The 26,119-nt window shown below is 71.6% G+C and carries 28 protein-coding genes; 24 read left to right on the forward strand and 4 right to left on the reverse strand.

Going from position 1 to position 26,119, the window contains the following annotated elements; translation table 11 throughout:
* The first annotated feature begins 5 nt into the window (after positions 1–5).
* Complete coding sequence (locus ACY3FI_RS05340) at positions 6–608, forward strand: histidine phosphatase family protein (protein WP_462550312.1); 603 nt, start codon at positions 6–8, stop codon at positions 606–608.
* 43 nt (positions 609–651) lie between these two features.
* Here ACY3FI_RS05340 and ACY3FI_RS05345 read toward each other — a convergent pair whose 3' ends face one another.
* Positions 652–1,128: a GNAT family N-acetyltransferase gene (locus tag ACY3FI_RS05345; protein ID WP_462549748.1), complete on the reverse strand. Its 477-nt coding sequence runs from the start codon at positions 1,126–1,128 to the stop codon at positions 652–654.
* Positions 1,129–1,151: 23 nt separating this feature from the next.
* On the opposite strand from ACY3FI_RS05345, the gene ACY3FI_RS05350 reads away from it, so the two are divergent.
* Together ACY3FI_RS05350 and ACY3FI_RS05355 are read left to right on the forward strand one after the other, a co-directional pair.
* Positions 1,152–1,898, forward strand: a complete 747-nt coding sequence (locus tag ACY3FI_RS05350; RefSeq protein ID WP_462549750.1) for a 4-hydroxy-tetrahydrodipicolinate reductase — start codon at positions 1,152–1,154, stop codon at positions 1,896–1,898.
* A 4-nt stretch (positions 1,899–1,902) separates the two neighbouring features.
* Positions 1,903–2,352, forward strand: a complete 450-nt coding sequence (locus ACY3FI_RS05355; RefSeq protein ID WP_462549751.1) for a tetratricopeptide repeat protein — start codon at positions 1,903–1,905, stop codon at positions 2,350–2,352.
* Between the two features lie 63 nt (positions 2,353–2,415).
* Here the strand turns inward: ACY3FI_RS05355 and ACY3FI_RS05360 are convergent, their stop codons facing one another.
* Positions 2,416–3,327, reverse strand: a complete 912-nt coding sequence (locus tag ACY3FI_RS05360; RefSeq protein WP_462549753.1) for a TIGR01777 family oxidoreductase — start codon at positions 3,325–3,327, stop codon at positions 2,416–2,418.
* 59 nt (positions 3,328–3,386) lie between these two features.
* Between ACY3FI_RS05360 and ACY3FI_RS05365 the strand changes: the two genes are divergently transcribed.
* The 14 genes from ACY3FI_RS05365 (at position 3,387) to dapF (ending at position 18,163) form a co-directional block, all read left to right on the forward strand.
* A complete protein-coding gene (locus tag ACY3FI_RS05365; RefSeq protein WP_462549754.1) occupies positions 3,387–4,211 on the forward strand; it encodes a thymidylate synthase in 825 nt (274 codons plus the stop codon).
* On the forward strand, positions 4,211–4,717 hold the full coding sequence (locus tag ACY3FI_RS05370) for a dihydrofolate reductase (protein WP_462549755.1): 507 nt from the start codon (positions 4,211–4,213) through the stop codon (positions 4,715–4,717). Before ACY3FI_RS05365 ends, ACY3FI_RS05370 begins: the two co-directional genes overlap by 1 nt.
* A gap of 123 nt (positions 4,718–4,840) precedes the next feature.
* Positions 4,841–5,818, forward strand: a complete 978-nt coding sequence (gene dapA / locus ACY3FI_RS05375; RefSeq protein ID WP_462549756.1) for a 4-hydroxy-tetrahydrodipicolinate synthase — start codon at positions 4,841–4,843, stop codon at positions 5,816–5,818.
* A 47-nt stretch (positions 5,819–5,865) separates the two neighbouring features.
* Positions 5,866–7,542 carry a ribonuclease J gene (locus ACY3FI_RS05380; RefSeq protein ID WP_462549757.1) on the forward strand — a complete coding sequence of 559 codons (1,677 nt, stop codon included), beginning with the start codon at positions 5,866–5,868 and terminating at the stop codon, positions 7,540–7,542.
* Positions 7,543–7,645: 103 nt separating this feature from the next.
* On the forward strand, positions 7,646–10,591 hold the full coding sequence (locus ACY3FI_RS05385; RefSeq protein WP_462549758.1) for an FtsK/SpoIIIE family DNA translocase: 2,946 nt from the start codon (positions 7,646–7,648) through the stop codon (positions 10,589–10,591).
* A gap of 16 nt (positions 10,592–10,607) precedes the next feature.
* Positions 10,608–11,252: a CDP-diacylglycerol--glycerol-3-phosphate 3-phosphatidyltransferase gene (pgsA, locus tag ACY3FI_RS05390; RefSeq protein ID WP_462549759.1), complete on the forward strand. Its 645-nt coding sequence runs from the start codon at positions 10,608–10,610 to the stop codon at positions 11,250–11,252.
* On the forward strand, positions 11,225–11,776 hold the full coding sequence (locus ACY3FI_RS05395; RefSeq protein WP_462549760.1) for a CinA family protein: 552 nt from the start codon (positions 11,225–11,227) through the stop codon (positions 11,774–11,776). Before pgsA ends, ACY3FI_RS05395 begins: the two co-directional genes overlap by 28 nt.
* A gap of 153 nt (positions 11,777–11,929) precedes the next feature.
* Positions 11,930–12,238 (forward strand): helix-turn-helix domain-containing protein, encoded by a 309-nt coding sequence (locus tag ACY3FI_RS05400; protein ID WP_058742950.1) that lies wholly within the window; start codon positions 11,930–11,932, stop codon positions 12,236–12,238.
* A 129-nt stretch (positions 12,239–12,367) separates the two neighbouring features.
* Positions 12,368–12,592 (forward strand): DUF3046 domain-containing protein, encoded by a 225-nt coding sequence (locus tag ACY3FI_RS05405; RefSeq protein WP_092094048.1) that lies wholly within the window; start codon positions 12,368–12,370, stop codon positions 12,590–12,592.
* Between the two features lie 257 nt (positions 12,593–12,849).
* Complete coding sequence (gene recA, locus ACY3FI_RS05410; RefSeq protein ID WP_462549761.1) at positions 12,850–13,908, forward strand: recombinase RecA; 1,059 nt, start codon at positions 12,850–12,852, stop codon at positions 13,906–13,908.
* The gene (locus ACY3FI_RS05415) at positions 13,905–14,786 is read left to right on the forward strand and encodes a regulatory protein RecX (RefSeq protein ID WP_462549762.1); all 882 of its coding nucleotides are present in this window, start codon (positions 13,905–13,907) and stop codon (positions 14,784–14,786) included. The genes recA and ACY3FI_RS05415 overlap by 4 nt, the downstream gene beginning before the upstream one ends.
* 26 nt (positions 14,787–14,812) lie before the next feature.
* Positions 14,813–16,312 (forward strand): tRNA (N6-isopentenyl adenosine(37)-C2)-methylthiotransferase MiaB, encoded by a 1,500-nt coding sequence (gene miaB / locus ACY3FI_RS05420; RefSeq protein WP_462549763.1) that lies wholly within the window; start codon positions 14,813–14,815, stop codon positions 16,310–16,312.
* 10 nt (positions 16,313–16,322) lie between these two features.
* Positions 16,323–17,276, forward strand: coding sequence for a tRNA (adenosine(37)-N6)-dimethylallyltransferase MiaA (miaA, locus tag ACY3FI_RS05425; protein ID WP_462550313.1), 954 nt, complete (start codon positions 16,323–16,325; stop codon positions 17,274–17,276).
* A complete protein-coding gene (dapF, locus tag ACY3FI_RS05430; protein ID WP_462549764.1) occupies positions 17,273–18,163 on the forward strand; it encodes a diaminopimelate epimerase in 891 nt (296 codons plus the stop codon). The genes miaA and dapF overlap by 4 nt, the downstream gene beginning before the upstream one ends.
* Positions 18,164–18,311: 148 nt before the next feature.
* Here dapF and ACY3FI_RS05435 read toward each other — a convergent pair whose 3' ends face one another.
* Positions 18,312–18,926, reverse strand: a complete 615-nt coding sequence (locus tag ACY3FI_RS05435; RefSeq protein WP_462549765.1) for a class I SAM-dependent methyltransferase — start codon at positions 18,924–18,926, stop codon at positions 18,312–18,314.
* A gap of 61 nt (positions 18,927–18,987) precedes the next feature.
* Between ACY3FI_RS05435 and hflX the strand changes: the two genes are divergently transcribed.
* Positions 18,988–20,529 carry a GTPase HflX gene (gene hflX, locus ACY3FI_RS05440; RefSeq protein ID WP_462549766.1) on the forward strand — a complete coding sequence of 514 codons (1,542 nt, stop codon included), beginning with the start codon at positions 18,988–18,990 and terminating at the stop codon, positions 20,527–20,529.
* Between the two features lie 87 nt (positions 20,530–20,616).
* Here hflX and lexA read toward each other — a convergent pair whose 3' ends face one another.
* Positions 20,617–21,261 carry a transcriptional repressor LexA gene (lexA, locus tag ACY3FI_RS05445; protein WP_462549767.1) on the reverse strand — a complete coding sequence of 215 codons (645 nt, stop codon included), beginning with the start codon at positions 21,259–21,261 and terminating at the stop codon, positions 20,617–20,619.
* A gap of 235 nt (positions 21,262–21,496) precedes the next feature.
* On the opposite strand from lexA, the gene ACY3FI_RS05450 reads away from it, so the two are divergent.
* The 6 genes from ACY3FI_RS05450 (at position 21,497) to ACY3FI_RS05475 (ending at position 26,002) form a co-directional block, all read left to right on the forward strand.
* Positions 21,497–21,874, forward strand: coding sequence for a LysM peptidoglycan-binding domain-containing protein (locus tag ACY3FI_RS05450; RefSeq protein ID WP_462549768.1), 378 nt, complete (start codon positions 21,497–21,499; stop codon positions 21,872–21,874).
* Between the two features lie 101 nt (positions 21,875–21,975).
* The gene (locus tag ACY3FI_RS05455) at positions 21,976–23,082 is read left to right on the forward strand and encodes a histidinol-phosphate transaminase (RefSeq protein ID WP_462549769.1); all 1,107 of its coding nucleotides are present in this window, start codon (positions 21,976–21,978) and stop codon (positions 23,080–23,082) included.
* Positions 23,079–23,681, forward strand: a complete 603-nt coding sequence (gene hisB, locus ACY3FI_RS05460) for an imidazoleglycerol-phosphate dehydratase HisB (RefSeq protein WP_462549770.1) — start codon at positions 23,079–23,081, stop codon at positions 23,679–23,681. Before ACY3FI_RS05455 ends, hisB begins: the two co-directional genes overlap by 4 nt.
* Positions 23,678–24,313, forward strand: coding sequence for an imidazole glycerol phosphate synthase subunit HisH (gene hisH, locus ACY3FI_RS05465; RefSeq protein WP_462549771.1), 636 nt, complete (start codon positions 23,678–23,680; stop codon positions 24,311–24,313). The genes hisB and hisH overlap by 4 nt, the downstream gene beginning before the upstream one ends.
* A 95-nt stretch (positions 24,314–24,408) precedes the next feature.
* Positions 24,409–25,155 carry a bifunctional 1-(5-phosphoribosyl)-5-((5-phosphoribosylamino)methylideneamino)imidazole-4-carboxamide isomerase/phosphoribosylanthranilate isomerase PriA gene (gene priA, locus ACY3FI_RS05470; protein ID WP_462549772.1) on the forward strand — a complete coding sequence of 249 codons (747 nt, stop codon included), beginning with the start codon at positions 24,409–24,411 and terminating at the stop codon, positions 25,153–25,155.
* Between the two features lie 4 nt (positions 25,156–25,159).
* The gene (locus ACY3FI_RS05475; protein ID WP_462549773.1) at positions 25,160–26,002 is read left to right on the forward strand and encodes an SseB family protein; all 843 of its coding nucleotides are present in this window, start codon (positions 25,160–25,162) and stop codon (positions 26,000–26,002) included.
* Positions 26,003–26,119 lie beyond the last annotated feature (117 nt).

Genomic DNA, 26,119 nt, shown 5'->3' on the forward strand with positions numbered 1-26,119 from the left:
CGGACATGTCGCACTACCTCTACCTCGTCCGACACGGCGAGCACCAGGACGCCGAACACGGCCTCCGCGACGGCAAGCTGTCGGAACGGGGCAAGCGCCAGGCGATGCTCGTCGCCGACCGCCTCGGCGGTGTGCCGTTCGACGGGGTGTACCACTCGCCGCTCGAGGCCCCGAGCGAGACCGCGTCCTTCCTCGCGCAGCGGCTGCCCGCCATCGAGCCGGAGCCGTCGACGCTGCTGTTCGACTGCATCCCGAGCGGTCCGACGCCGGACATGCCGCACGCGTACCAGGGCTGGTACGGCGGCATCACGGAAGAGGAGATCGTCGCCGGGCAGGCCCAGATGGGCGACGCCGTGGCCGAGTGGTTCACCCCGGCCCGCGAGGACCGGCACGACCTCCTCATCACGCACAACGCCGTGATCGGCTGGTTCGTGCGCGAGGCGTTCCAGGCCCCGGAGTGGCGCTGGATGGGCACGAACGTCGCCCACACCTCGCTCACCATCATCCGCATCCGCTCGGCCAAGCCGGCCGAGGTGGTCGCGCTCAACGACCTGGCGCACCTGCCCGTCGAACTGCGCACCGGTCTGCCGGTCGACCAGCCCGTCTAGCGGCGCGCCGTCGCCACGGTCCGGCCTGGAGGCGCGGTGCCGGTCAGCGCACCGGCCTGCGGTACCAGGCGGTCGCGTTCGGGTTCTCGTTGAACGGCTCGACGCGCTGGTAGCCCCGGCTGCGGTACATCGCTCCTGCGGCGACGAGGGAGTCGTTCGTGTCGAGCACGACCGCGGTCGCTCCGAGGTCCACGGCAGCCGCCTCGAGCGCGTCCATCACCGCCGTGGCCACGCCCTGTCCGCGGCCGGCGGGGGAGACGTACACGTGCTTGACCTCGAAGCGGACGTCGTCGCCGTCGTCGGCGATGCGCCGGAGCCCGCCGCAGCCGACCGCGGTGTCGCCGCGGTACGCGACGACGAACACGCCGTTCCCGTCGCGGAACTCGGCCGCCGGGGTGCGCTTCCGGGAGTACGTGCCCTGGGCGCTCGGGAAGGTGGCCGCACGCTCGTCGAGGTAGGCATCGAGCAGCGCGTCGACCTCCGGCGCGTCGGCGGGCACGGTCCTGACCTCGAGCGACATGCGTCGATCCTAGGATGGGGCGCATGGTCACTCCCGTCGCCGTCGTCGGCGCCACCGGACGTCTCGGGGGCCTCGTCGCCGCCGTGGTCGAGGAACTGCCCGGCTTCGAGCTCGTCGCGAGCCTGACGTCCAAGGACGGCGCGCACGAGGCCCCGCCGTCGGTGTTCGGCGGAGCCGCCGTGGTGGTCGACGTGACCGTCCCGGCGCTGAGCCCCGCGATCGTCGAGAACGCCCTCGCCAGCGGCGCGAACGTGCTCGTCGGCACCTCGGGCTGGTCCGAGGCGCGGCTCGCGACGCTCCGGTCCTCGCTCGATGCCCGTCCCGAGCAGGGCGCCTTCGTCGTGCCGAACTTCTCGGTCGGCTCGGTGCTCGGCACGCACCTCGCCACGCTCGCCGCGCCCTGGTTCCCCTCGATCGAGATCGTCGAGACGCACCACGCGGGCAAGGTCGACTCGCCCTCGGGCACGGCCGTCCGCACCGCTGAACTCATCGCCGCCGCCCGCCGCGAGGTCGGCCCGGTCGAGGCCCCGCACGTCGACCAGCGCGCCCGCGGGCAGCAGGTGGCGAGCGTGCCGATCCACTCGCTCCGCCTGCCGGGCGTGAAGGCCGTCCAGGACGTCGTGCTGAGCGGCCCCGGCGAGACCCTGACGATCCGTCACGACACCACGGACGACGTCGCCTACCGGGCGGGCATCCGCGCGGCGCTGTCCGCGGTGGGCTCGATGCGCGGGCTGACCGTCGGCCTCGGCAGCGTCCTGGGCATCGGCTGACGCGGTGCGTTCCCTCCGCTCGCCGCTGTGGGGCGCGGCGCTCATGGCCGTGCTGCTCGCGCTCTACATCGTCCTCGTCGGGCAGCGGGCGGTGGCGTTCATCGCGACCGGACTGCCCATCGGGATCGCGATCGGCGTCGCGCTGTTCGTCGTCGCGGCGATCGGGGCACTCCTGCTCGTGCTCGAGTTCCGCTTCGGGTTGCGCATCACGCGGCTCGGCGCGCGGCTCGAACGCGAGGGCGGAGCACCCGCCGACGTGGTGCCGGTGCGGCCCTCGGGGCGACCGACCCGCGAGGCAGCGGACGAGCTGTTCCCCGCCTACAAGGCCGCCGTCGAGGCCGACCCCGCCGACTGGCGGGGCTGGTACCGGCTCGGCGTCGTCTACGACGCCGCCGGCGACCGCAAGCGCGCACGTGCGGCGATGCGGACGGCGCTCGCGCAGTCCCGGGGCTGATTCGACGCGGTCTGGAGGAACGGGGCGGCGCCGCCCCGTTCCTCCAGGCCTTCGTCGGTCGGGTCAGAACGCCGCGTCGACCGCGTCCTCGGCGCGCGTGTACCGGAACGTGTAGCCGGACCCGAGGAGCTTCGTCGGGACCATCCGCTGGTTCGACAGGAGCATCTCGTCGGCCGCGTCGCGCAGGAGGAGCCGCAGCGCGAACTCCGGGACGCTGAAGAGGTAGGGCCGGTGCAGGTCCTCGGCGACGCGACGGGTCAGCCGGTCGGCCACGGCCGGCTCCGGCCCGGCCAGGTTGACCGGGCCGCGCACGTCGGCGGCTCCCGGTGCCGTCGCGAGGTGCACGATCGCGCCGACCTCGTCCGCGAGCGCGATCCACGGCCAGAACTGCCCCCCGGTGCCGAGCTTGCCGCCGAGGCCCGCCTTCGTGAGCGGGACGAGGGGCGCGAGCGCGCCGCCGCCCCGGCCGACGACGATGCCCGTGCGGAGCGTGACGACCCGGACGCCGTCGGGAGCGCGGTCGGCTGCTGCCTCCCAGGCGGTGCAGACCTCGGCCAGGAAGCCGGTGCCGGCCGCCGCGTCGTCCTCGAGCACGTCGACCGGGCGGTCCCCGTAGATGCCGGAGGCGGAGCCGGAGAGGAACAGCGCTGGCGGGTTCGGGGCCCGGTGCATCGCCTCGACCAGGGTCTCGGTGGCCGAGACCCGGGAGTGCAGGATCTCCTGCTTGTACGACTCGGTCCAGGGCAGCTTGCCGATGTTCGCCCCGGCGAGGTTGACGACCACGTCGGCCCCGTCGACGATCGCCGGGTCCAGCGGTCGGGATCCGGGGGACCACCGGAACTCGGTGGCCGTGCGCGGGGTGCGGCGGACCAGGGTGGTGACGTGGTGCCCGGCCTCGCGGAGTTCGCGGACGAGGGGGGTCCCGATGAAACCGGAGGCACCGGCGACGAGGATCGAGAGCGGCTGGGTCGACATGTCCGCCACGGTACTCACCGGTCTTCGGGCTTCGTCGCGGAGGGACGTAGAGTCTCCATGTGAGCGAGACCGTGCAGCCCGACCCCACCGTCCCCACCCCCTACGAGGACCTGTTGCGTCGGGTGCTCGAGGAGGGTGCGCCGAAGGGCGACCGGACCGGCACGGGGACGCGCAGCGTCTTCGGTGCGCAGCTGCGCTACGACCTCTCGGAGGGCTTCCCGCTCGTCACCACCAAGCGCGTGCACTTCAAGTCGGTGGCGTACGAGCTGCTCTGGTTCCTCCGCGGCGACGGGAACGCGACCTGGCTGCAGGAGCACGGCGTCCGCATCTGGAACGAGTGGGCCGACGAGGACGGCGACCTCGGCCCGGTCTACGGCGTGCAGTGGCGCTCGTGGCCGACGCCGTCCGGGGAGCACATCGACCAGATCGCCCAGGTCATCGAGCAGATCCGGACGAACCCGGACTCGCGTCGCCTGATCGTCTCGGCGTGGAACGTCGCCGACGTGCCCGACATGGCGCTCGCCCCGTGCCACGCGTTCTTCCAGTTCTACGTCAACGACGGCAAGCTCTCGTGCCAGCTGTACCAGCGGAGCGCGGACATGTTCCTCGGCGTCCCGTTCAACATCGCCTCGTACGCGCTGCTGACCCACATGATCGCGGCGCAGACGGGGCTCGAGGTCGGCGACTTCGTGTGGACCGGTGGTGACTGCCACGTCTACGACAACCACGTCGAGCAGGTCCGCGAGCAGCTCTCCCGCACGGCGTACCCGTACCCGACGCTCGAGATCGCACCGCGTGACTCGATCGACGCGTACGAGTACGAGGACTTCTCCGTCGTCGGCTACGAGCACCACCCGGCGATCAAGGCCGCGGTCGCCGTCTGATGGGCTGGACGGAGCCCGTCCGCGGTGTCGGCATGGTCTGGGCGCGCACCGCGTCCGGGGTCATCGGCGCCGACGGCGGGATCCCGTGGCACGTGCCCGAGGACCTCGCACACTTCCGGCAGGTCACCGGCGACGGCGTCGTGGTGATGGGCCGACGCACGTGGGACTCCCTGCCGCCGCGGTTCCGGCCGTTGCCCGGGCGCCGGAACGTCGTGCTGACACGGGATCCCTCGTGGTCGGCCGAGGGGGCCGAGGTCGTGCACGACCTGGCGTCGGCGCTCGACACGGACGAGCCGGTGTGGGTGATCGGCGGGGGAGCGGTCTACGCGGATGCGCTGCCGTTCGCCGACCGGGTCGCCGAGACGATCGTCGACCTCGAGGTGCGGGGCGACACCCGGGCGCCCGTGCTCGGCGACGCGTGGGAACCGGTCGACGAGGGCCCGTGGCAGACGTCCCGTGTCGACGGCACCCGCTACCGCTTCCTGGAGTGGCGCCGCCGTGCCTGACCCGCACCTCCGTCACCCGCAGCGTGCGTGACGGAGGTGCGCCGCGCCTCCCGTGCGGTCCGCCAGCCGCCCACCGTCCGACCGGACGGCGGCTCCGGCGCGCATCCCCGGTACGCTGGAGGCGTGTCCCCGCGTGAGAATCCCTTCGGTCAGGTCCTCGTCGCCCTCGTGACGCCGTTCACCGCCGACGGCGAGGTCGACTGGCCCGGCGTCGAGCAGCACATCGACGACTGCATCACGGCCGGTGCCGACGGCATCGTCGTGACCGGTACCACCGGTGAGACGTCGACGCTCACCGACCCGGAGAAGCTCCGCCTGGTCGAGGTCGGCAAGTCCGTCGCCGCCGGGCGCGCGAAGATCATCACGGGCGGCGGCTCGAACGAGACCGCGCACGCGATCCACCTGTACAAGCAGAGCGAGAAGGCCGGTGCGGACGGCGTGATGATCGTCACGCCGTACTACAACAAGCCGACCCAAGCGGGCGTGCTCACGCACTTCCGGATGATCGCCGACGCCACGGACCTGCCGGTCATCCTCTACGACATCCCGGGTCGCACCGGCATCCCGATCACGTACGAGACCATCGTGCGCGCCTCGAAGCACCCGAACATCCTCGCGGTGAAGGACGCCAAGGGCGACTTCGCCGAGGTGTCCCGCGTGCTCAACAACACCGACCTCATGTACTTCTCCGGCGACGACACGAACGTGCTGCCGCACCTGGCGATCGGCGCGACCGGGCTCATCGGCGTGACCGCGAACATCACGTCGGCGCCGTACCGCACCATCGTCGACGCGGTGAACCGCGGCGACCTCGCCACCGCGACGGCCGAGCACAAGCGCCTCGAGCCGCTCGTGCGCGCGATCATGACCCACGTCCCCGGCACGGTCGCCGCGAAGTACGTGCTGCACGGCCTCGGCCGCATCGGCAGCCCGCGCGTCCGGCTGCCGCTCGTCGGCCCCGAGGACTCCGAGGCGTACGCCATCGAGACCTCGCTCGAAGCGGTCCGGGACGTCCCGGGCGCCGACTTCTCCAACTTCCGCCCCGACCGCAACGCGGCGGCCGGCGGTGCGCTACCGAAGGTGCCAGGCACCACACGTTAGGAAGACCGCGGCGTCGCGGGAGCACGTCGCACGACAGTCAGGACCGAATGCCCACCCAGATCTCCACACCGCAGCCGCTCGAACCCGGCACCCTCCGCGTGATCCCCGTCGGGGGTCTCGGCGAGATCGGTCGCAACATGACCGTGTACGAGTTCGACGGCAAGCTGCTCGTCGTCGACGCCGGCGTGCTCTTCCCCGAGGAGCACCAGCCGGGCGTCGACCTCATCCTCCCCGACTTCGGGCCGATCCGGGACCGCCTCGACGACGTCCTCGGTGTCGTGCTCACGCACGGACACGAGGACCACATCGGCGCCGTGCCGTACCTGCTCAAGCTCAAGGGCGACATCCCCCTGATCGGCTCCACGCTGACCCTCGCGCTCGTCGAGGCGAAGCTCAAGGAACACCGGATCAAGCCCTACACGCTCGTCGTGCAGGAGGACCAGACCGAGCAGCTCGGCCCGTTCCACCTCGAGTTCGTGGCCGTGAACCACTCCATCCCGGACGCCCTGGCCGTCGCGATCACGACCCCCGCCGGTCGTGTGCTGCACACGGGCGACTTCAAGATGGACCAGCTGCCGCTCGACGACCGCATCACGGACCTCCGTGCCTTCGCCCGCCTCGGCGAGCAGGGCGTCGACCTGTTCCTGCCCGACTCCACGAACGCCGACGTGCCGGGCTTCACCGCGCCGGAGCGCGACATCGGACCGGTCCTCGAGAACATCATCACGCGCGCCCGCAAGAAGGTCGTCGTCGCGAGCTTCTCGTCGCACGTGCACCGCGTGCAGCAGGTGCTCGACGCCGCGGCCGCCGCGAACCGCAAGGTCGCGTTCATGGGCCGCTCGATGATCCGCAACATGACGATCGCCGCCGACCTCGGGTACCTCCGGGTGCCGGAGAACGTCCTCATCGACACGAAGAAGGCGAAGAACGTCCCGGACGACCAGATCGTCTACATGTCGACGGGGTCGCAGGGCGAGCCGATGGCCGTCCTCGCGCGCATGGCGAACCTCGAGCACCAGATCGAGATCGGCGAGGGCGACACCGTCATCCTCGCCTCGTCGCTGATCCCCGGCAACGAGAACGCCGTCTACCGCGTGATCGACGGGCTCACCAAGCTCGGTGCCAAGGTCGTGCACAAGGGCAACGCGAAGGTGCACGTCTCCGGGCACGCCTCCGCCGGTGAGCTCCTCTACTGCTACAACATCCTCCGGCCGCGCAACGTGCTGCCGGTCCACGGCGAGCACCGGCACCTGTACGCGAACGCCGACCTGGCGATCCAGACGGGTGTCCCGCCGCGCAACGTCATCCTCGGGCAGGACGGCATCGTCGTCGACCTCAAGGACGGCGTCGCGACCGTCGCCGGGCAGCTCGACATCGGCTACGTGTACGTCGACGGCTCGACCGTGGGCGAGATCACCGACGCCGATCTCAAGGACCGCCGGGTCCTCGCGGAGGAGGGCTTCATCTCGGTCTTCTGCGCCGTGGACTTCACCACGGGTCAGTGCGTGGTCGGGCCGGAGATCCAGTCGCGCGGCTTCGCCGAGGACGACTCCGTCTTCGACGACGTCCGCCCGCAGATCGCGAAGGCCCTCGCCGACGCAGCCGGCAACGGCACGCGCGACGCGCACGCCTTCCAGCAGGTCGTCCGCCGCACCGTCGGCCGCTGGGTGAACACGAAGCACCGCCGCCGTCCGATGATCGTCCCGGTGGTCATCGAGGCGTAGGGCTGTCCGCCCCCTCCCGGTCTGGAGGCCCGCCGCACGTCCGCCACGGACGCTGCGGCGGGCCTCCCTCGGTTTGTCCGGCGTGGGGCTTAGGCTCACGCGCATGGCCGGAGGCACCAAGTCGACCACGCGCTCGCGCGCGTCCTCGTCGTCCCGTGGGAGCGGGACGCGCGGATCGTCGCGCACCCAGGCCACGACGAAGAAGCTCCCACCCGCGGCGGCGACCCCGGTCTTCCGGGAGCAGAACCCGCTGGTGACCGCCTGGCTCGCGATGGCGCACGGCGTCGGCGCGGTCTTCCGCCTGCTCGGCAAGGAGACCCTCGCGAAGGAGGAACGCCGCGACGGCTTCCCCTTCCTGCTCTTCGTGCTCGCGATCGCGGGTGCCGTCGTCGAGTGGCTCAACCCGACGAACTCGGTGTCGGTCGCGCTCGACGCCTACACGTTCGGCGGCGTCTTCGGCCGTCTGGCGTTCGCGCTGCCGGTGATCATGATCGTGTTCGCCGGTTGGCTGTTCCGGCACCCGGCGTCCGTGCACGACAACACCCGTATCGGCATCGGCCTGGGGTTGCTCCTGGTGTCCATCGCGTCGCTGTGCCACGTCTTCGGCGGCCAGCCGAGTGCTGCCGACGGCATGCCCGCGCTCGCCGCTGCCGGCGGTGTCATCGGCTGGGTGGTGATCGGGTGGCTCGTGGCCGTCGCGACCGCGTGGGTCGCCGTGCCGGTCGCGATCGTGTTGCTCGTGCTGTCGCTGTTCATCATCACGAAGACACCGCCGAACAAGACCGGCCGTCGCCTGCACGAGCTCTACGCCTACCTGTTCGGGGCACCGGCCCCCGCTGCCGAGGCCGAGCCGGACGTCGATGCAGCACCGGCCGCCGCGCGTCCGAAGGCGCCTCGGCGGGGGAAGAAGTCCGACTCCGACTTCCAGCTCTTCGACGACCTCGGGTTCGAGGACGAGCAGGCGAAGACCGAGGGCGACGCGGGGGACGACGCCGAGGGCGGGACGATCCCGTGGTGGCGTCGGAACGGGTCCGGCCGCGAGGAAGACCCGGCGTACGACAGCCCGGTCATCACCTCGGCGACGACCACCGTCCCTGATGCGTCCGCTCCGGCGGCAGCTCCTGCTCCCGCCGCCGCGCCGGTCCCCGGGCCGAACGCGGGTGCCGCGGCCGGTCTCGTCGACCACACCCCGGCGGAACCCGGTTCGGTGAACCTCAACGACTCCGTCGAGCACGACCTCGAGGTCGCCGAGCAGGCGCTCCGCGACTTCGGTACCCCGGTCCCCGAGCGCAGCACCGCGCCCGAGGTCGTCCGGCCGGACGCGGGCGTCTCGCCCGTGGTGTCCCCGACGCTGCCCGCCGACGAGCCCGTGGCCGAGGACGAGGCGGACGGCCTGCCCCCGGTCGATGCCGCCGACGAGGACCCCTCAGCCCCCTACCGCTTGCCCGCCGCCTCCACGCTGAGCTCCGGCTCGCCGTCGGTCGCCCGCAGCCAGGCGAACGACGACATCGTCGCCGCGATCACGGGCGTCCTGACCGAGTTCAAGGTCGACGCGAAGGTCACCGGCTTCTCGCGCGGCCCGACGGTCACCCGGTACGAGATCGAGCTCGGCCCAGGCGTGAAGGTCGAGCGGGTCACGGCACTGTCGAAGAACCTGTCCTACGCCGTCGCGTCGAACGAGGTCCGGATCCTCTCGCCGATCCCGGGCAAGAGCGCGATCGGCGTCGAGATCCCGAACACCGACCGCGAGACCGTCTCGCTCGGCGACGTGCTCCGCTCGAACGCGGCGCGCAAGTCCAAGCACCCGATGACGATCGGCGTCGGCAAGGACGTCGAGGGCGGCTTCGTCGTCGCGAACCTCGCGAAGATGCCGCACCTGCTCGTCGCGGGCTCGACCGGGTCCGGCAAGTCGTCCTTCGTGAACTCGATGATCACGTCGCTGCTCATGCGCGCGAAGCCGTCCGAGGTCCGGATGGTCCTCGTCGACCCGAAGCGGGTCGAGCTCTCGATCTACGCCGGCGTCCCGCACCTCATCACGCCCATCATCACGAACCCCAAGAAGGCCGCCGAGGCGCTGCAGTGGGTCGTGAAGGAGATGGACATGCGGTACGACGACCTCGCGTCCTTCGGGTTCCGGCACGTCGACGACTTCAACAAGGCCATCGAGAACGGCGAGATCGTCCTCCCGGCCGGCAGCGAGCGGAAGCTCAAGCCGTACCCGTACCTGCTCGTCGTCGTCGACGAGCTCGCGGACCTCATGCTCGTCGCCCCGCGCGACGTCGAGGAGTCGATCGTTCGCATCACCCAGCTCGCCCGTGCGGCCGGGATCCACCTCGTGCTCGCCACGCAGCGGCCGTCCGTCGACGTCGTCACCGGCCTCATCAAGGCGAACGTGCCGTCGCGTCTGGCGTTCGCCGTGACGAGCGTCACCGACTCCCGGGTCATCCTCGACCAGCCGGGCGCCGACAAGCTCATCGGGCAGGGCGACGCGCTGTTCCTCCCCATGGGGTCGTCGAAGGCGCTCCGCGTGCAGGGCGCCTGGGTGCAGGAGAGCGAGGTCGCCGAGGTCGTCCAGCACGTCACCCGGCAGGCGCGCCCGGAGTACCGGCAGGACGTGCAGGCGGTCGTCGAGCGCAAGGAGATCGACGCGGACATCGGCGACGACCTCGAGCTGCTCCTGGCGGCGGTCGAGCAGGTCGTCTCGACGCAGTTCGGCTCGACCTCGATGCTGCAGCGGAAGCTCCGCGTCGGCTTCGCCAAGGCCGGCCGCCTGATGGACCTGATGGAGTCCCGCGACATCGTCGGTCCCTCCGAGGGCTCGAAGGCGCGCGACGTGCTCGTGACCGCCGACCAGCTGCCCGCCGTGTTGGCGAAGCTGCGCGGCGAGGAGCCGCCCGCGGCCGCCGCGCCCGCAGCACCGTCGCCTGGCCCGACCGACGGCGGAGACCGCTACGGCGCCGACCCGGTGGGCGACATGACCCGCGGGTACGATGAGGTGCAGGACGAGCCGGACGAGGACGCATGGGGACTCACCGGCCGTGGGGACTAGGCAAGGAGTGGGTGCGATGACCGCCTCGGACGGTACGGACGGCACGCACGGCGCACGGTTCCCGTGGCGCGGACGGCTGCTCCGCAAGGGGCCCGGGCCGGCGTCGACCGGCAACGTGGCGAACATCATCACGGTGGTCCGCATCCTCATGGCGCCGCTGTTCTTCGTCCTGCTGCTCACCGACGCGGGCGCCGACGGGCCGCTCCGGATCTGGGCCGCGGTGACCTTCGTCGTCGCGATCGTCACGGACAGCGCGGACGGCATCATCGCCCGGCGGCAGAACCTCGTCACCGACTTCGGCAAGCTCGTCGACCCGATCGCCGACAAGGTCCTCATCGGCGGTGCCCTCGTCGCGCTCTCGGTCCTGGGGGAGCTGCCCTGGTACGTCACCGTGCTGATCATGGTGCGCGAGATCGGCATCACGGTCTTCCGCTTCGCCGTGCTCTCCGACCGGGTCATCCCGGCGAGCCGCGGCGGGAAGATCAAGACCGTGCTCCAGGCGCTGGCGCTCACGGCGGCGCTGTTCCCCTGGTGGGACCTCGTCGGCGACTGGGCGCACTGGGTGAACGGCATCCTGATGACCGCCGCCTTCCTGGCAACGATCCTGAGCGGGCTGGACTACCTGTGGCAGGCATGGAAGCACAACCGCGCCACCGCGTGACCGCGGCCGACGACTGGACCGGATCCGCGCCTGGCGTCCCGGTCGCCCCCGGACTGATCGCGGAGCTGACGGTCCGCGGTGAGACGGTCGCGGTGGCGGAGTCGCTCACCGGCGGCCTGGTCGTCGCGACGCTCGTCGACGTGCCGGGCGCGAGCGCGGTCGTGCGGGGCGGTGTCGTGGCCTACGCGACGCCCGTGAAACACAGCGTGCTGGGGGTGTCGGCGGACCTCCTCGCGTCGAACGGCGCCGTCGACCCCGAGGTCGCACGCCAGATGGCGAGCGGTGTCCGGATCGCGCTGGCCGTCGACGACGAACCGGCGACGTGGGGGATCAGCACGACGGGCGTGGCCGGACCGGACCCGCAGGACGGCAAGCCCGTCGGCACGGTGTTCGTCGGCATCGCGACGGCGGACGGCGCCGAGGCGTACGAGCTGCACCTCGACGGTGACCGCGATGCAATCCGGCACGCGTCCGTCTCCGAACTCCTGGCACGGATGTCGACGGCGGTCCGGACCCGGGAATAGGGCCCGTTTCCGTCCGGTTACATCTCACGCAATCTCCAGCGGTACAGCAGGCAGCGTGGCTAGCATGCTGCAACCGGCAACGGTAGTGTTGCCGGACCCCAACCCGATCATCCGATCGGCCGGGCGCGGAGACGACAGGAAGGAGGAGTTCTCATGGTTCTCGTTCGTCAGGAGATCGGCGACGTCCTGCGAGACTTCCGCTTGCAGAAGGGCCGGACCCTCCGTCAGGTCGCGTCCAAGGCCAGTGTCGCCCTCGGGTACCTCAGCGAGGTCGAGCGCGGACAGAAGGAGGCCTCCTCGGAGATCCTCGCGTCCGTCGCCGATGCGCTGGACACGCCCATCTCGACCATCATGCGCGAGGTCGGTGACCGCCTCGCGGTCGTCGAGGGCCTCACGCCCGTCCCGGACACGCTCCCGGACGACCTCGTCGCCGAGTTCGACAACGACCTCGCGGTGCGCTGAGTCCACCGCGACGAACGCCCCCGCCGGTCCGCCGGCGGGGGCGTTCGCGTGTCCGGACGCGTTCGGCAGCGTCCGCGTCCCCGGGACGCGCGTGCGCGCTCGTCGGTGCGTGCTCGTTACGCTGGCCTGATGCGGGTGAGTGAGTTCTGGCGAGCGGTCGACCAGGTGTTCGGCGAGGCCTACGGTGCCGTGGTGAGTCGGGACGTCGTGCTCGAGGAGCTCGGTGGTCGCTCCGCCGCCGACGCGCTCGACGCCGGCATCGACGCCCGACGCGTGTGGGAGGCCCTCTGTGACTCCCAGGACGTCCCGCTCGACAAGCGGCACGGCAAGGGACTGGCCGAGCCGCACGACTGACCGCGCCGCCCGAAACTGTGTTCGGCGTGTTGCTCGAACGCGTGTTCGATCGGTGGTAGCTTCCTGCACAGCGGCGCTGTCCGGACGACTGGTCCACAGGGAGCGCGGCCACGGGCAGTGATGTCGGTGGCCGGCCCTACGTTCGAGTCATCGGGAACAGCCCGAAGCCTTGTCGCTGAAGCACCGGCCCTGCACCATCGGCCGAGGTGGACGCGACAGCCTACAGGCGGCCGACATCGAGCACGAAGGAGCACCCCATGCCATCACCGGCAGACCGCGAGAAGGCCCTCGAGACCGCACTCGCACAGATCGACAGGCAGTTCGGCAAGGGCACGGTCATGCGCCTCGGCTCGGACGACCGCGCACCCGTCGCGACCATCCCGACCGGTTCGGTCGCCCTCGACGTCGCGCTCGGCATCGGCGGACTGCCGCGCGGCCGCATCATCGAGATCTACGGCCCGGAGTCGTCGGGTAAGACGACCCTGACGCTGCACGCGATCGCCAACGCGCAGCGCGCCGGTGGCATCGCGGCCTTCATCGACGCGGAGCACGCGCTCGACCCCGAGTACGCCAAGAAGCTCGGCGTCGACATCGACGCGCTGCTCGTGTCCCAGCCGGACACCGGTGAGCAGGCGCTGGAGATCGCGGACATGCTCGTCCGCTCCGGATCCATCGACCTCGTCGTCATCGACTCCGTCGCGGCGCTCGTGCCCCGCGCCGAGATCGAGGGCGAGATGGGTGACTCGCACGTCGGTCTGCAGGCCCGCCTCATGTCGCAGGCCCTCCGCAAGCTCGCGGGTGGTCTGAACCAGACGCAGACCACGATGATCTTCATCAACCAGCTGCGCGAGAAGATCGGTGTCTTCTTCGGTTCCCCGGAGACCACCGCCGGCGGCAAGGCGCTCAAGTTCTACGCCTCGGTCCGCCTCGACATCCGTCGCATCGAGACCCTCAAGAGCGGCACCGACGCGGTCGGCAACCGCACGCGCGTCAAGGTCGTGAAGAACAAGATGGCGCCGCCCTTCAAGCAGGCCGAGTTCGACATCCTGTACGGCACGGGCATCTCCCGCGAGGGCTCGCTGCTCGACTTCGGTGTCGACCACGGCATCGTGAAGAAGTCGGGTGCCTGGTACACCTACGACGGCGACCAGCTCGGGCAGGGCAAGGAGAACTCGCGTTCCTTCCTGATCCAGAACCCCGAGATCGCGGCGGACATCGAGGGCAAGATCCTCGCCAAGCTCGGTGTCGGCGGCGCGCAGGCCGACGCCCCGGTCGAGTCCATCGCGCCGAAGATCGCGGAGCGCAAGGGCGCGTGACGACCGAGCACGACGACGACGCGGACCTCGCGCCGGTCACCGAGCTGTTCGGTGCGCGGTGCCGTCGTCGTGCTGCCGGCGCCCTGTCGCCGAACGCGGTGGACGAGCCCACGACAGACCGACCAGGCGTGCCCGAGGTCGTTCCCACCGAAGACGACACGGACGCTCCGGTGCCCCTGCCGATCCACGGCGCCCGGGCGCAGGCGGAGTGGCTCTCGCCCGTCGTCGGTGACGGCAGCGGTCGGAGCGCCCGGGCGGAGCAGGCCGGGTACGACGATGACACTGAGGCGGACGCCTCCTCGGCGTCGGTGTTCGCCAACGCCGGTGGCGAGGAGATCGACCCCGCCGACGCACCCCGACCGGTCGCCGAGCAGCGTGCCGACGCCGAGCGACTGAGCATGCGGGCGCTCGGGCGGAAGGGCGTCAGCGAGTCCGAGCTCCGCACGCTGCTGACCAAGCAGGAGCTCGACGCCGAGGTGGTCGAGCACGAGATCGCCCGGCTCACGCGCGTCGGACTGCTCGACGACGTCGCGCTCGCGACCGACCTGGTCGATCGACTGCACGACCGCAAGGGCCTGGGGCGACAGGGCGTCGTGGCTGAACTCCGGCGCCGAGGCATCGACCAGACGGCCATCGACGCGGCGCTCGAGGCCGCGGCGGACGACGAGGACGACGAGTTCGTCCGCGCGATCGAGCTCGCCGAGAAGCGCGCCGGGCAGCTCCGGGGCCTCGACCGGGCGACGGCCGAACGTCGACTCAGCGGCTTCCTGATGCGCAAGGGCTACTCCGGCGGCGTGGTCCGCATCGCGGTGGAACGGGCCCTCGACGGCGGCGGTCGACGCTCGAACGGGCCGCGCGGTCCGGTGCGGTTCGAGTAGCGGCCCCGACCTACACTGGGACGATCATGGCCACGGTCGAAGCGCGCCCCCGCACCTACGAAGTCCGCACCTACGGGTGCCAGATGAACGTGCACGACTCGGAGCGGCTGGGCGGCTCGCTCCAGGCCGCGGGGTTGGTCGCGGCGGACGGCGAGCAGGCCGACGTCGTCGTCATCAACACCTGCGCGGTGCGCGAGAACGCCGACAACCGGCTCTACGGCAACCTGGGGCAGCTCGCGGGCGTGAAGCGTGAGCACCCCGGCATGCAGATCGCCGTCGGCGGGTGCCTGGCGCAGAAGGACAAGAACGTCATCCTCGAGAAGGCACCGTGGGTCGACGTCGTGTTCGGCACGCACAACATGGGGTCGCTGCCGACGCTGCTCGAACGGGCGCGGCACAACGACGAGGCGCAGATCGAGATCCTCGAGGCGCTCGACGTCTTCCCGTCGACGCTGCCGACCAAGCGCGACTCGACGTACAGCGGGTGGGTGTCCATCTCCGTGGGGTGCAACAACACCTGCACGTTCTGCATCGTCCCCTCACTCCGCGGCAAGGAGAAGGACCGCCGCCCGGGTGACGTCCTCGCCGAGATCCAGGCGCTGGTCGACGACGGCGCGATCGAGGTGACGCTCCTCGGGCAGAACGTCAACTCCTACGGCGTCGAGTTCGGTGACCGGCAGGCGTTCGGCAAGCTCCTCCGCGCGGCCGGGCAGATCGAGGGACTCGAGCGGGTCCGCTTCACCAGCCCGCACCCCGCCGCCTTCACCGACGACGTGATCGACGCGATGGCCGAGACGCCGAACGTCATGCCGCAGCTGCACATGCCGCTCCAGTCCGGCTCCGACCGCGTGCTCAAGGCGATGCGGCGCAGCTACCGCAGCGAACGGTTCCTCGGCATCCTCGACCGAGTCCGTGCGCAGATCCCGCACGCGGCGATCTCGACCGACATCATCGTCGGGTTCCCGGGGGAGACCGACGAGGACTTCGAGGACACCCTGCGCGTGGTCGAGCAGGCGCGGTTCGCGTCGGCGTTCACCTTCCAGTACTCCATCCGTCCAGGGACGCCCGCGGCGACCATGCCCGACCAGCTCCCGAAGGAGGTCGTGCAGGAGCGGTACGAGCGACTCACCGCGCTGCAGGACCGCATCACGGCCGAGGAGCACGCGAAGCAGGTCGGCCGACGCATCGAGGTACTGGTCGCGACCGGCGAGGGCAAGAAGGACGCCACGACGCACCGGCTCTCCGGACGCGCCGAGGACTCCCGGCTGGTGCACTTCGCGGTGCCCGCGGGCTCCGACGTACCGCGGCCGGGCGACGTCGTCAGCGTCGAGGTCACCCGCTCCGCACCGCACTTCCTGATCGCCGACGACGAGGGGCCGCTGCGCATCCGGCGGACCCGAGCCGGCGACGCGTGGGACCGCGCGCAGGCCGAGAGCTGCGGCGTGCCGACCGTGGGCTCGACCGCGACCGCGCCCGGGCCGCGGCCGGTGTCGCTCGGCCTGCCGTCCCTCCGTGTCGGGCGCTGACGCCGGCGGCGTGCGCGATCCGCGTGCCGGCGGTACCGCGTCCGGTGCCGACCTGATCGCGGTCGTCGGCGCGACCGGCACGGGCAAGTCCGACCTCGGCATCGCGATCGCCCAACGGCTCCGCGCTGCCGGGCGGGACGCGGAGATCGTCAACGCCGACGCCATGCAGCTCTACCGCGGCATGGACGTCGGTACGGCGAAGCTCACCCCGGAGGAACGCCGGGGCATCCCGCACCACCAGCTCGACGTGCTGGACGTCACCGACGAGGCGAGCGTCGCCGCGTACCAGCAGGACGCCCGCGCGGACGTCGAACGCATCCACGAGCGCGGCGGCGTCGCGGTGCTGGTCGGCGGCAGCGGGCTGTACGTGTCCTCGGTGCTGTTCGACCTGGCCTTCCCGGGCACCGACCCCGAGCTCCGCGCGGCGCTCGAACGCGAGCACGCCGAGGTCGGACCGGGCATCCTGCTCGAACGACTCCGCGCGCTCGACCCCGAGGCGGCCGCGACCATCGACGCCCGCAACCCGCGGCGGTTGATCCGTGCACTCGAGATCGCGAGCCGGTCCGAGGTCGTCACCCCGTCCCTCCCGTCCGCGCCGCGGCCCTGGCGGCCCGCTCGCATCCTGCACCTGCTCCGGGACCGCACGCAGCTCGTCGCCGCGCTGCACGCGCGCGCCGAGCGGATGTTCGCCGACGGGCTCGTCGACGAGGTACGCGGCCTCCTCGAGGTCGGGCTCGAGCAGGGGAGGACCGCCCGCGCGGCGATCGGGTACTCGCAGGCGCTCGACGTCCTGCACGGGCGGGCGTCGGTGACGGAGGCCGTCGAGGCGACGGGCATCGCGACGCGCAAGTACGCCCGTCGTCAGGTGTCCTGGTTCCGCCGGTACGCCGAAGCCGAGGTGCTCGACGTCACGGGGGCGGACCGGGCGGCGCTGACGGCACTGGCCCGTAGGATCGTGCCGTGACCGAGCTGCACTTCACCAAGGGCCAGGGGACCGGCAACGACTTCGTTCTGTTCGCCGACCCGGACGCCACGGTCGACCTGACCCCCGAACGCATCCGCGCGATCGCGGACCGCCGGTTCGGCGTCGGAGGCGACGGGGTCATCCGCGCCGTGCGGTCCGCGGCACTGCCCGAGGGGCGCGCGCTGGTCGCCACCGAGCCCGCGGCGACGTGGTTCATGGACTACCACAACGCCGACGGCTCGATCGCCGAGATGTGCGGCAACGGCATCCGCGTCTTCGCGCGGTACCTCACCGAGTCCGGACTGGTTGACCTCGCGCCTGGCGAGACGCTGACGGTCGGCAGCCGGAAGGGCCTCGTCGACATCCAGCGCACCACGAACGGCTTCTCGGCGGACCTCGGGCGGTGGGGCCTCGGGATCGAGGGCGGTGGTTCGGACGACGTGCTCGTGCGCGCGAAGAACCTCGAGGGCGCCCGGCCGGGGCTCGGCATCGACGTCGGCAACCCGCACGTGGTGGTCGCCGTCGCGACCGAGGACGAACTCGCCGACGTCGACCTGACCTACGTGCCCGTGCTCGACCCCGCACCAGAGGCGGGAGCGAACGTCGAGTTCGTGCTGCCGGGCGAGCCGCTCGTGCAGGACGGCGTCGGCCAGATCACGATGCGCGTGCACGAGCGGGGGAGCGGCGAGACGCTCTCGTGCGGGACCGGCGCGGTCGCCGCGGCGCTGGCCGTGCGGTACTGGGCGGGCTCGGCGGCGCCGGACACGTGGCGCGTGCGGGTGCCGGGTGGTGTCGTCACGGTCCGGATGACGGCGACCGAGGACGGCGAGCACGTCGCGCTCGCGGGGCCGGCGGAGCTGGTCTTCTCGGGCGACCTGTCCGTCTGACGCGGTCCCGACGCACGCCGCGCTGCGGGCGCCGTGCGCCGTGCGCCGTGCGGAATCGGGCGTACCTGGCGGTTCCGGGCGTCCCTCGTCGTTCTTCCCGGCCAGGTGCGCCCGTTCCCGCGGCCATCACGAGCGTCCTGGGGAGGAACTACTCCGCCGTGCGCTGCACGCGCAGCACGCGGAAGCCCTTGTCCGTCGTTGCGCGAGACACCTCGAAGCCGTCCGACAGCGTGTCGCGCAGCCACCGCTGCAACGAGTCGCCGCCGAGGTCCTTCGACACCACGAGCCAGGCGTCGCCGCCGACCTCGAGCCGGGGCAACCAGGTCAGCAGGATCGCGTGGAGCTCGTCCTTGCCCACCCGGATCGGCGGGTTGGACCAGATCGTGCGGAACCGCAGGTCAGACGGCACGTCGTCGGGCAGCGCGACGGTGACGTTGGTGGCGCCGGCGGTGGCGGCGTTCGCCCGGGCGAGGCCGAGCACGCGCTCGTTCACGTCGACGCCCCACACCTCGGCGTCGGGGGACCGGAGGGCCATCGTGATCGCGATGGGACCCCACCCGCAGCCGACGTCGAGCAGGGCGCCATAGGTCGCCGGTGCCGGCACCGCGCCGAGCAGCACGCGGGTCCCGCGATCGAGGCCGTCCGGGCTGAACACCCCCGCCGCCGTGGTCAGGGTCAGGGGGCGGTCGGCGAGCGTCACGTCGATCTGTCGTTCGCGAGTGTCCGAGGACGGGCTCGCGGTGAAGTAGTGCTCGTTCGCCATGGAAGAACCGTACCGTCGCACCCGTGTGTCCCGGGCGCGTCGGAGGTAGCCTGTCACCAGCATGACGGACTCCCGAGAGAACGACCAGACCACCACTGACGACAGCGCTGCCGGTGTCGTCGAGCGGGTCCTGCGCAACGCAGACTCGCGCGCCTCCTCCTCCATCTTCGCGCCCGCCCAGGCGATCCAGACGCGTGACGTCGACGACCGCTCCTGGACCGGAGACGGCGACCAGTACGACCGCGAGGACCGGGCGGCCCTGCGCCGCGTCACCGGCCTCTCCACCGAGCTCGAGGACGTCACCGAGGTCGAGTACCGGCAGCTCCGGCTCGAACAGGTCGTCCTCATCGGCGTGTACCCGCAGGGCGACGCCGCCGACGCCGAGAACTCGCTCCGCGAACTCGCGGCCCTCGCCGAGACGGCGGGTGCCGTGGTGCTCGACGGACTCCTGCAGCGTCGACCGAACCCCGACCCCTCCACGTACCTCGGCAAGGGCAAGGCCGAGGAACTCGCGATGGTCGTCAAGGCCACCGGCGCGGACACGGTCATCGCCGACACCGAGCTCGCCCCGTCGCAGCGCCGTGCGCTGGAGGACGTGGTGAAGGTCAAGGTCATCGACCGCACGGCCGTCATCCTCGACATCTTCAGCCAGCACGCGTCCACCCGCGAGGGCAAGGCGCAGGTCGAGCTCGCGCAGCTCCAGTACCTGCTGCCGCGTCTCCGTGGTTGGGGTGAGTCGATGTCCCGGCAGGCCGGTGGACAGGTCTCCGGCGGTGCGGGCATGGGCTCCCGTGGTCCCGGTGAGACGAAGATGGAGCTCGACCGCCGGAAGATCCACACCCGGATGGCCAAGCTCCGTCGGCAGATCGCCGGGTTCGCGCCGGCACGCGAGGCCAAGCGTGCCGACCGCAACCGCAACGAGGTGCCGAGCGTCGCGATCGCCGGCTACACGAACGCCGGCAAGTCGTCGTTGCTCAACCGGCTGACGAGCGCGGGCGTCCTCGTGCAGAACCAGCTGTTCGCGACCCTCGACGCCACTGTCCGTCGGACCGAGAGCACCAAGGGCCGCGAGTTCACGTTCGTCGACACCGTCGGCTTCGTGCGGAACCTGCCGCACCAGCTGGTCGAGGCGTTCCGGTCGACGCTCGAGGAGGTCGGTCAGGCCGACGTCATCGTGCACGTGGTCGACGGGTCGCACCCGGACCCGGCCGCGCAGCTCGCCACCGTCCGCGAGGTCATCGGCGACGTCGGTGCCGGGGACGTCCCGGAGATCGTCGCCTTCAACAAGGCGGACCTCGTCGACGAGTCACAGCGCCTGGTACTCGTCGGGCTCGTGCCGGACGCGGTGTTCGTCTCGGCCCGCACCGGTGAGGGCATCGCCGACCTGCTCGCCGCGATCGAGGACCGGCTGCCCGAGCCGGACGTCGACCTGACCGTGGTGATCCCGTACGACCGCGGCGACCTGGTGTCGTCGTTGCACGACGCCGGCGCCGTGGAGTCGGTCGACTACGTCGAGGACGGCACGCGCCTGCGGGTGCGGGTCTTCCAACGACAGGTCGCCGAGCTCGACCCCTACGTGGTCGCGCCCGTCCCGGCCGCCTAGTCGACCGGGCCGCACCGCGACGGACGGGAGGCACGGTGCCAGCTGGCACCGTGCCTCCCGTCCGTCCTGGGGTCGCGTCGACTGCGCTCAGATCGAGCGGAGGACCGCGACGACCTTGCCGAGCACGGTCGCGGCGTCGCCGAGGATCGGCTCGAACGCCGTGTTGCGCGGGAGCAGCCACGTGTGGCCGTCGCGCTGGCGGAAGACCTTGACGGTCGCTTCCTCGTCGAGCATGGCGGCGACGATGTCCCCGTTCTCGGCGGTCTGCTGCGAGCGGACGACGACCCAGTCGCCGTCGCAGATCGCCGCGTCGATCATCGACTCACCCACGACCTTGAGCATGAAGAGGTCACCCGTCCCGACCAGCTGACGGGGGAGCGGGACGATCTCGTCGACGTGCTGCTCGGCGGTGATCGGGACACCAGCGGCGATGCGACCGACGAGTGGCACGAGCGTCGTGGCGTCGATGTCCGGGGTGTCGGTGTCGGGGGTGGGCTCGTCCACGAGGACCTCGAGCGCACGGGGGCGGTTCGGGTCACGGCGGATCCAGCCGCCCAGCTCGAGCTGTCCGAGCTGGTGGGAGACGCTCGACAGGGACGACAGGCCGGCGGCGTCACCGATCTCACGCATGCTCGGCGGGTAGCCCCGGCTGGCGATCGACGCGCGGATCGCGTCGAGGATCGCCTGCTGCTTCGCCGTCAGCGGCTTCTGGACCCGCAGTTCGTCCGCCACGTCGTCTCGCCCTTCGTCGGTGCCGGGCCGGTGCAGCGGGAATGTCGGTGGTCTCCGCTTGACTCGTCCCAGTCGATCGAAACAGTATCCGACCACCTGCGGCCGGACAAACACCTGTTCGAGCGTGTCGGCAAGAAAACCCCACGGAATTCCTCCCGGGGACTTGTGCGGCCCGCCGTTCGAAACTATGTTCGGTACACGACTTCGGTTCACCGAACGGGAAGGCAAGAACGACATGAGCACCATCGCCATCGCTGACCACCAGCGCACTGCGACGCCCGCCGTCCGGACCCGCCTGCGCCTCACGCGCCGCGGGCGGGTGGTCTTCACGACCCTCGCCGCGATCCCCGTCCTGCTCGGTGTCGGGTTCGCCGTCCTCAACGGCGGACAGGCCTCGGCAGGCGACGCACAGGGCTCGGGTGCGGCGGCGCGCTTCGACACCGTGACCATCCAGCCGGGCGAGACCCTCTGGCAGCTGGCGGAGGAGACGGCGCCGAACGCCGACCCTCGTGACTTCGTGCAGGACGTCGTGAGCCTCAACGCTCTCGACGGTTCGGGGCTGCAGGCGGGGCAGCAGCTCGCGATCCCGGTGAAGTACAGCCAGACGCGCTGACGCGCCGCACGATCCTCGGTCCGATCTCGACCGTGGGGCAGGAGAGCGCGACCGTCCGGACGGCCGGTCGTCGTGCGGGTGCTGCGCTCTACGATGGATCGGTGGCATTCACGCTCGAAGACCTCCCCATCCGAGACGACCTGCGCGGCCAGAGCCCGTACGGCGCCCCGCAGAAGCACGTCCGCGTGCAGCTCAACGTCAACGAGAACACGCATCCGGTGCCGGACGACGTGGCAGAGGACATCGTCGAGTCGATCCGTCAGGCGCTGACGACGGTCAACCGCTACCCGGACCGCGAGTTCACGGAGCTACGACGTTCTCTGGCGGACTACCTCGGGCACGACCTGACGCCCGAGCAGCTCTGGGCCGCGAACGGGTCGAACGAGGTCCTGCAGCAGCTCCTCCAGGCCTTCGGCGGACCCGGGCGTTCGGTCCTCGGCTTCCCGCCCACGTACTCGATGCACTCGATCCTCGCCGCGGGGACCGGAACGCGGTGGATCCCGGCGCAGCGCGACGACGAGTTCCGCACCTCGCCGGACACGGTGGTCGCCGCCATCCAGGAGCACCAGCCGGACATCGTGTTCCTGTGTGGGCCGAACAACCCCACCGGCACGCCCCTGCCGATCGAGACGATCCGCGCGGCCTACGACGCGACGGACGGCATCGTGATGGTGGACGAGGCCTACGCCGAGTTCATGCCCGCGGACGCCCCGAGCGCGCTGACCCTCCTGCCGGGCCGTGAGCGCCTCGTCGTCTCCCGCACGATGAGCAAGGCGTTCGCGTTCGCCGGAGCCCGCGTCGGGTACATGGCCGCCCACCCCGCGGTGGTCGACGCCGTGCGCCTCGTCCGGCTGCCCTACCACCTGTCCGTCCTGACGCAGGCCGCCGCCGTCGCCGCGCTCCGGCACGCGCCGGAGATGCTCGCCATGGTCGACGACATCAAGCAGCAGCGCGACCGGATGGTCACGGAGTTGCAGGCCATGGGGTACCGCACGTACGAGACCTGGTCGAACTTCGTCCTCTTCGGGGGCGTCGCCGACCCGAACGCGGCGTTCGAGGCGCTCCTCGACCAGGACGTCATCGTGCGTGACCTCGGCATCCCGAACCACCTCCGGGTGAGTGCCGGCACCGAGGAGGAGACCACGGCCTTCCTCGACGCCATGCGCCGCGTCGCCGCCGAGCAGCCGCCCGTTAGGGTTGGAGCATGACCGCCCGTACCGCTTCGATCAGCCGGAGCACGAGCGAGTCGAGCATCGAGCTCTCCCTCGACCTCGACGGCACCGGCACCTCCGACATCTCGACGAGCGTGCCGTTCTTCGACCACATGCTCACGGCGTTCAGCAAGCACTCGCTGATCGACCTCCGCGTGCGGTCGACGGGCGACACGGACATCGACGTGCACCACACCGTCGAGGACACCGGCATCGTGCTCGGTCAGGCGATCAAGCAGGCGCTGGGCGACCGTGCGGGCATCGGCCGTTACGGCGACGCACTGGTCCCGCTCGACGAGGCCCTCGCCCAGGCCGTCGTCGACGTGTCCGGCCGGCCCTTCCTCGTGCACTCCGGGGAGCCCGACGGGTTCGAGTTCCACCGCATCGGCGGGCACTTCACCGGCTCGATGGTCCGGCACGTGTTCGAGGCGATCACGTTCAACGCCGGCATCACGGTGCACGTCCGCGTGCTCGGTGGGCGTGACCCGCACCACATCGCGGAAGCCGAGTTCAAGGCGTTCGCCCGTGCGATGCGCGGGGCGGTCGAGCTCGACCCGCGCGTCGACGGCATCCCGTCGACGAAGGGTGCACTGTGAGCGCGCAGCCGAACGTCGTCGTCCTCGACTACGGATCGGGCAACGTGCACTCCGCGGCGAAGGCGCTCGAGCGTGCCGGCGCGGACGTCACGCTGACCTCGGACAAGCAGGCCGCCCTCCGCGCTGACGGGCTCCTCGTGCCCGGCGTCGGAGCGTTCGCCGCGGTGATCGACCAGCTCGAGGGCGTGCAGGGCGGCGAGATCGTCGACCACCGCCTCGCCGGCGGCAGACCGGTCCTCGGCATCTGCGTCGGCATGCAGGTGCTCTTCGCCCGCGGCGTGGAGCGCGGCGTCGACGTCGAGGGGCTCGGCCAGTGGCCGGGGACCGTCGAGCAGATCGAGGCCGAGGTCCTGCCGCACATGGGGTGGAACACCGTCGAGGCGCCGACGGACTCCGTGCTGTTCGACGGCCTGCACGACGAGCGCTTCTACTTCGTGCACTCGTACGGGGTCACCGACTTCCCGCTCGACGCCTACGGGCCCTTCCGCGCACCCCGTCTGACGTGGGCGGAGCACGGGCAGCGCTTCGTCGCAGCAGTCGAGAACGGCCCGCTGACCGCGACCCAGTTCCACCCCGAGAAGTCCGGCGAGCCCGGCATCCGACTGCTCCGCAACTGGGTGCAGTCCCTCTGACGCGTGCGCTCCACGAGCGCCGACGCGTCGCCGCCCTCCGGAGCGACCCCTCCCTCCGGAGCCACCCCGCCATCGGAAGCGACCCTGACAGGACCATGACCGACCTCACCGACACCCCGCCCCTCGTCCTGCTGCCCGCCGTGGACGTCGTCGACGGCCAGGCCGTCCGGCTGACCCAGGGCGAGGCGGGCAGCGAGACCTCGTACGGCGACCCGGTCGCCGCCGCCCGCACCTGGCGCGAGCAGGGGGCCGAGTGGATCCACCTCGTGGACCTCGACGCAGCGTTCGGGCGCGGGGACAACCGGAAGGTGATCGCGCGCGCGATCAAGGAGGTCGAGGGGGTCTCGGTCGAGCTGTCCGGCGGGATCCGCGACGACGCGTCGCTCGAGGCCGCGCTCGAGACCGGCGCTGCCCGGGTGAACCTCGGCACCGCCGCGCTCGAGCACCCGGAGTGGGCGGCGAAGGTGATCCAGCGCTTCGGCGAGCAGATCGCCGTCGGCCTCGACGTCCGAGGGACGACCCTCGCGAGCCGCGGCTGGACGCAGGACGCCGGCGACCTGTGGGAGGTGCTGGACCGGCTCGAGACCGCCGGCTGCGCCCGGTACGTGGTCACCGACGTCACGAAGGACGGCACGCTGCAGGGGCCGAACACCGAGCTGCTCCGTGCCGTGTGCGAGCGCACCGAGCAGCCGGTCGTGGCGTCCGGCGGCATCTCGACGCTCGACGACCTCCGGGCGCTCCGCGACCTCGTGCCGCACGGCCTCGAGGGCGCGATCATCGGCAAGGCGCTGTACTCCGGCGCGTTCACGCTGCCGGCCGCGCTCGACGTCGCCGGCGAGTAGCGCTGTGGCCGGCATCTCGAACGGCCGCGGCACCGGACCCGACGACGCCGGGGCGGTCGGTGGCCAGCACCCCGACGACGCGCACACGCCGGGCGGCGCCGCGGACTCGGCCGGCTTCGCATGGGCCGGCCGCACCTTCGACCACCACGACACCGCGTTCGCGGACGACGACGGGCTCGCCGACCCGGTGGTCGTCGCCGCGATCACGGCCCTGCCGGACGGTGGGTCGCAGCGAGCGGTCGTCGACGCGCTGCGCTCCGCCCGGTTGCTGATCCCGCTCGTCGCCGACGCGGGCGACCTCGGCCACACCGACGACGGTCGGCTCGTGGACAAGACCCAGGAGCTCTCGATCGTCACGGTCGCCGGGCCCGACGGCCGGAAGGTGATGCCGGCCTTCACCTCCGTCGAAGCGATGCGGTCGTGGGACGCCGATGCCCGCCCGGTGCCGGTCGAGTCCCGTCGCGTGGCGATGGCCGCCGCGAGCGAGGAGACCCAGCTGGTCGTGCTCGACCCGACGGCACCCACCGAGTTCGTCCTGCGACGCCCGGCCGTCTGGGCGCTGGGCCAGGACCTCCCGTGGACGCCGTGTCACGAGGACCCCGAGGTCGGCGAGGCCTTCGCGGCCTCCGTCGCGGGCGAGGACGCTGTGGCCCGCGTCGAACTCGTCGCCGGGGACCCGCTCGGCCGCTTCGCCGGAGCCGAGCTCACCGTCGGCCTCGTGCTCCACCCGGGCCTCGACCAGGCGCAGGTGCAGGAGCTCGTCGGGCGACTGCAGCAGCGGTGGACGGCGGACGCCGTCGTGTCGGACCGCGTGGACAGCATGCGGGTGGCGCTGCGCCGGGCCTGACCCGCGCCTCCTGGCCCACCCGCGGCCGCCGGCGGCCGACGGGAGGAGGCGAGCAGCGCCTCCAGGCCGTCGCCCGACCGCACGGCGGAGCGATGCCAGACCGGACGACGGAGCGGT

This window comes from Curtobacterium sp. RM9 (assembly GCF_054956955.1).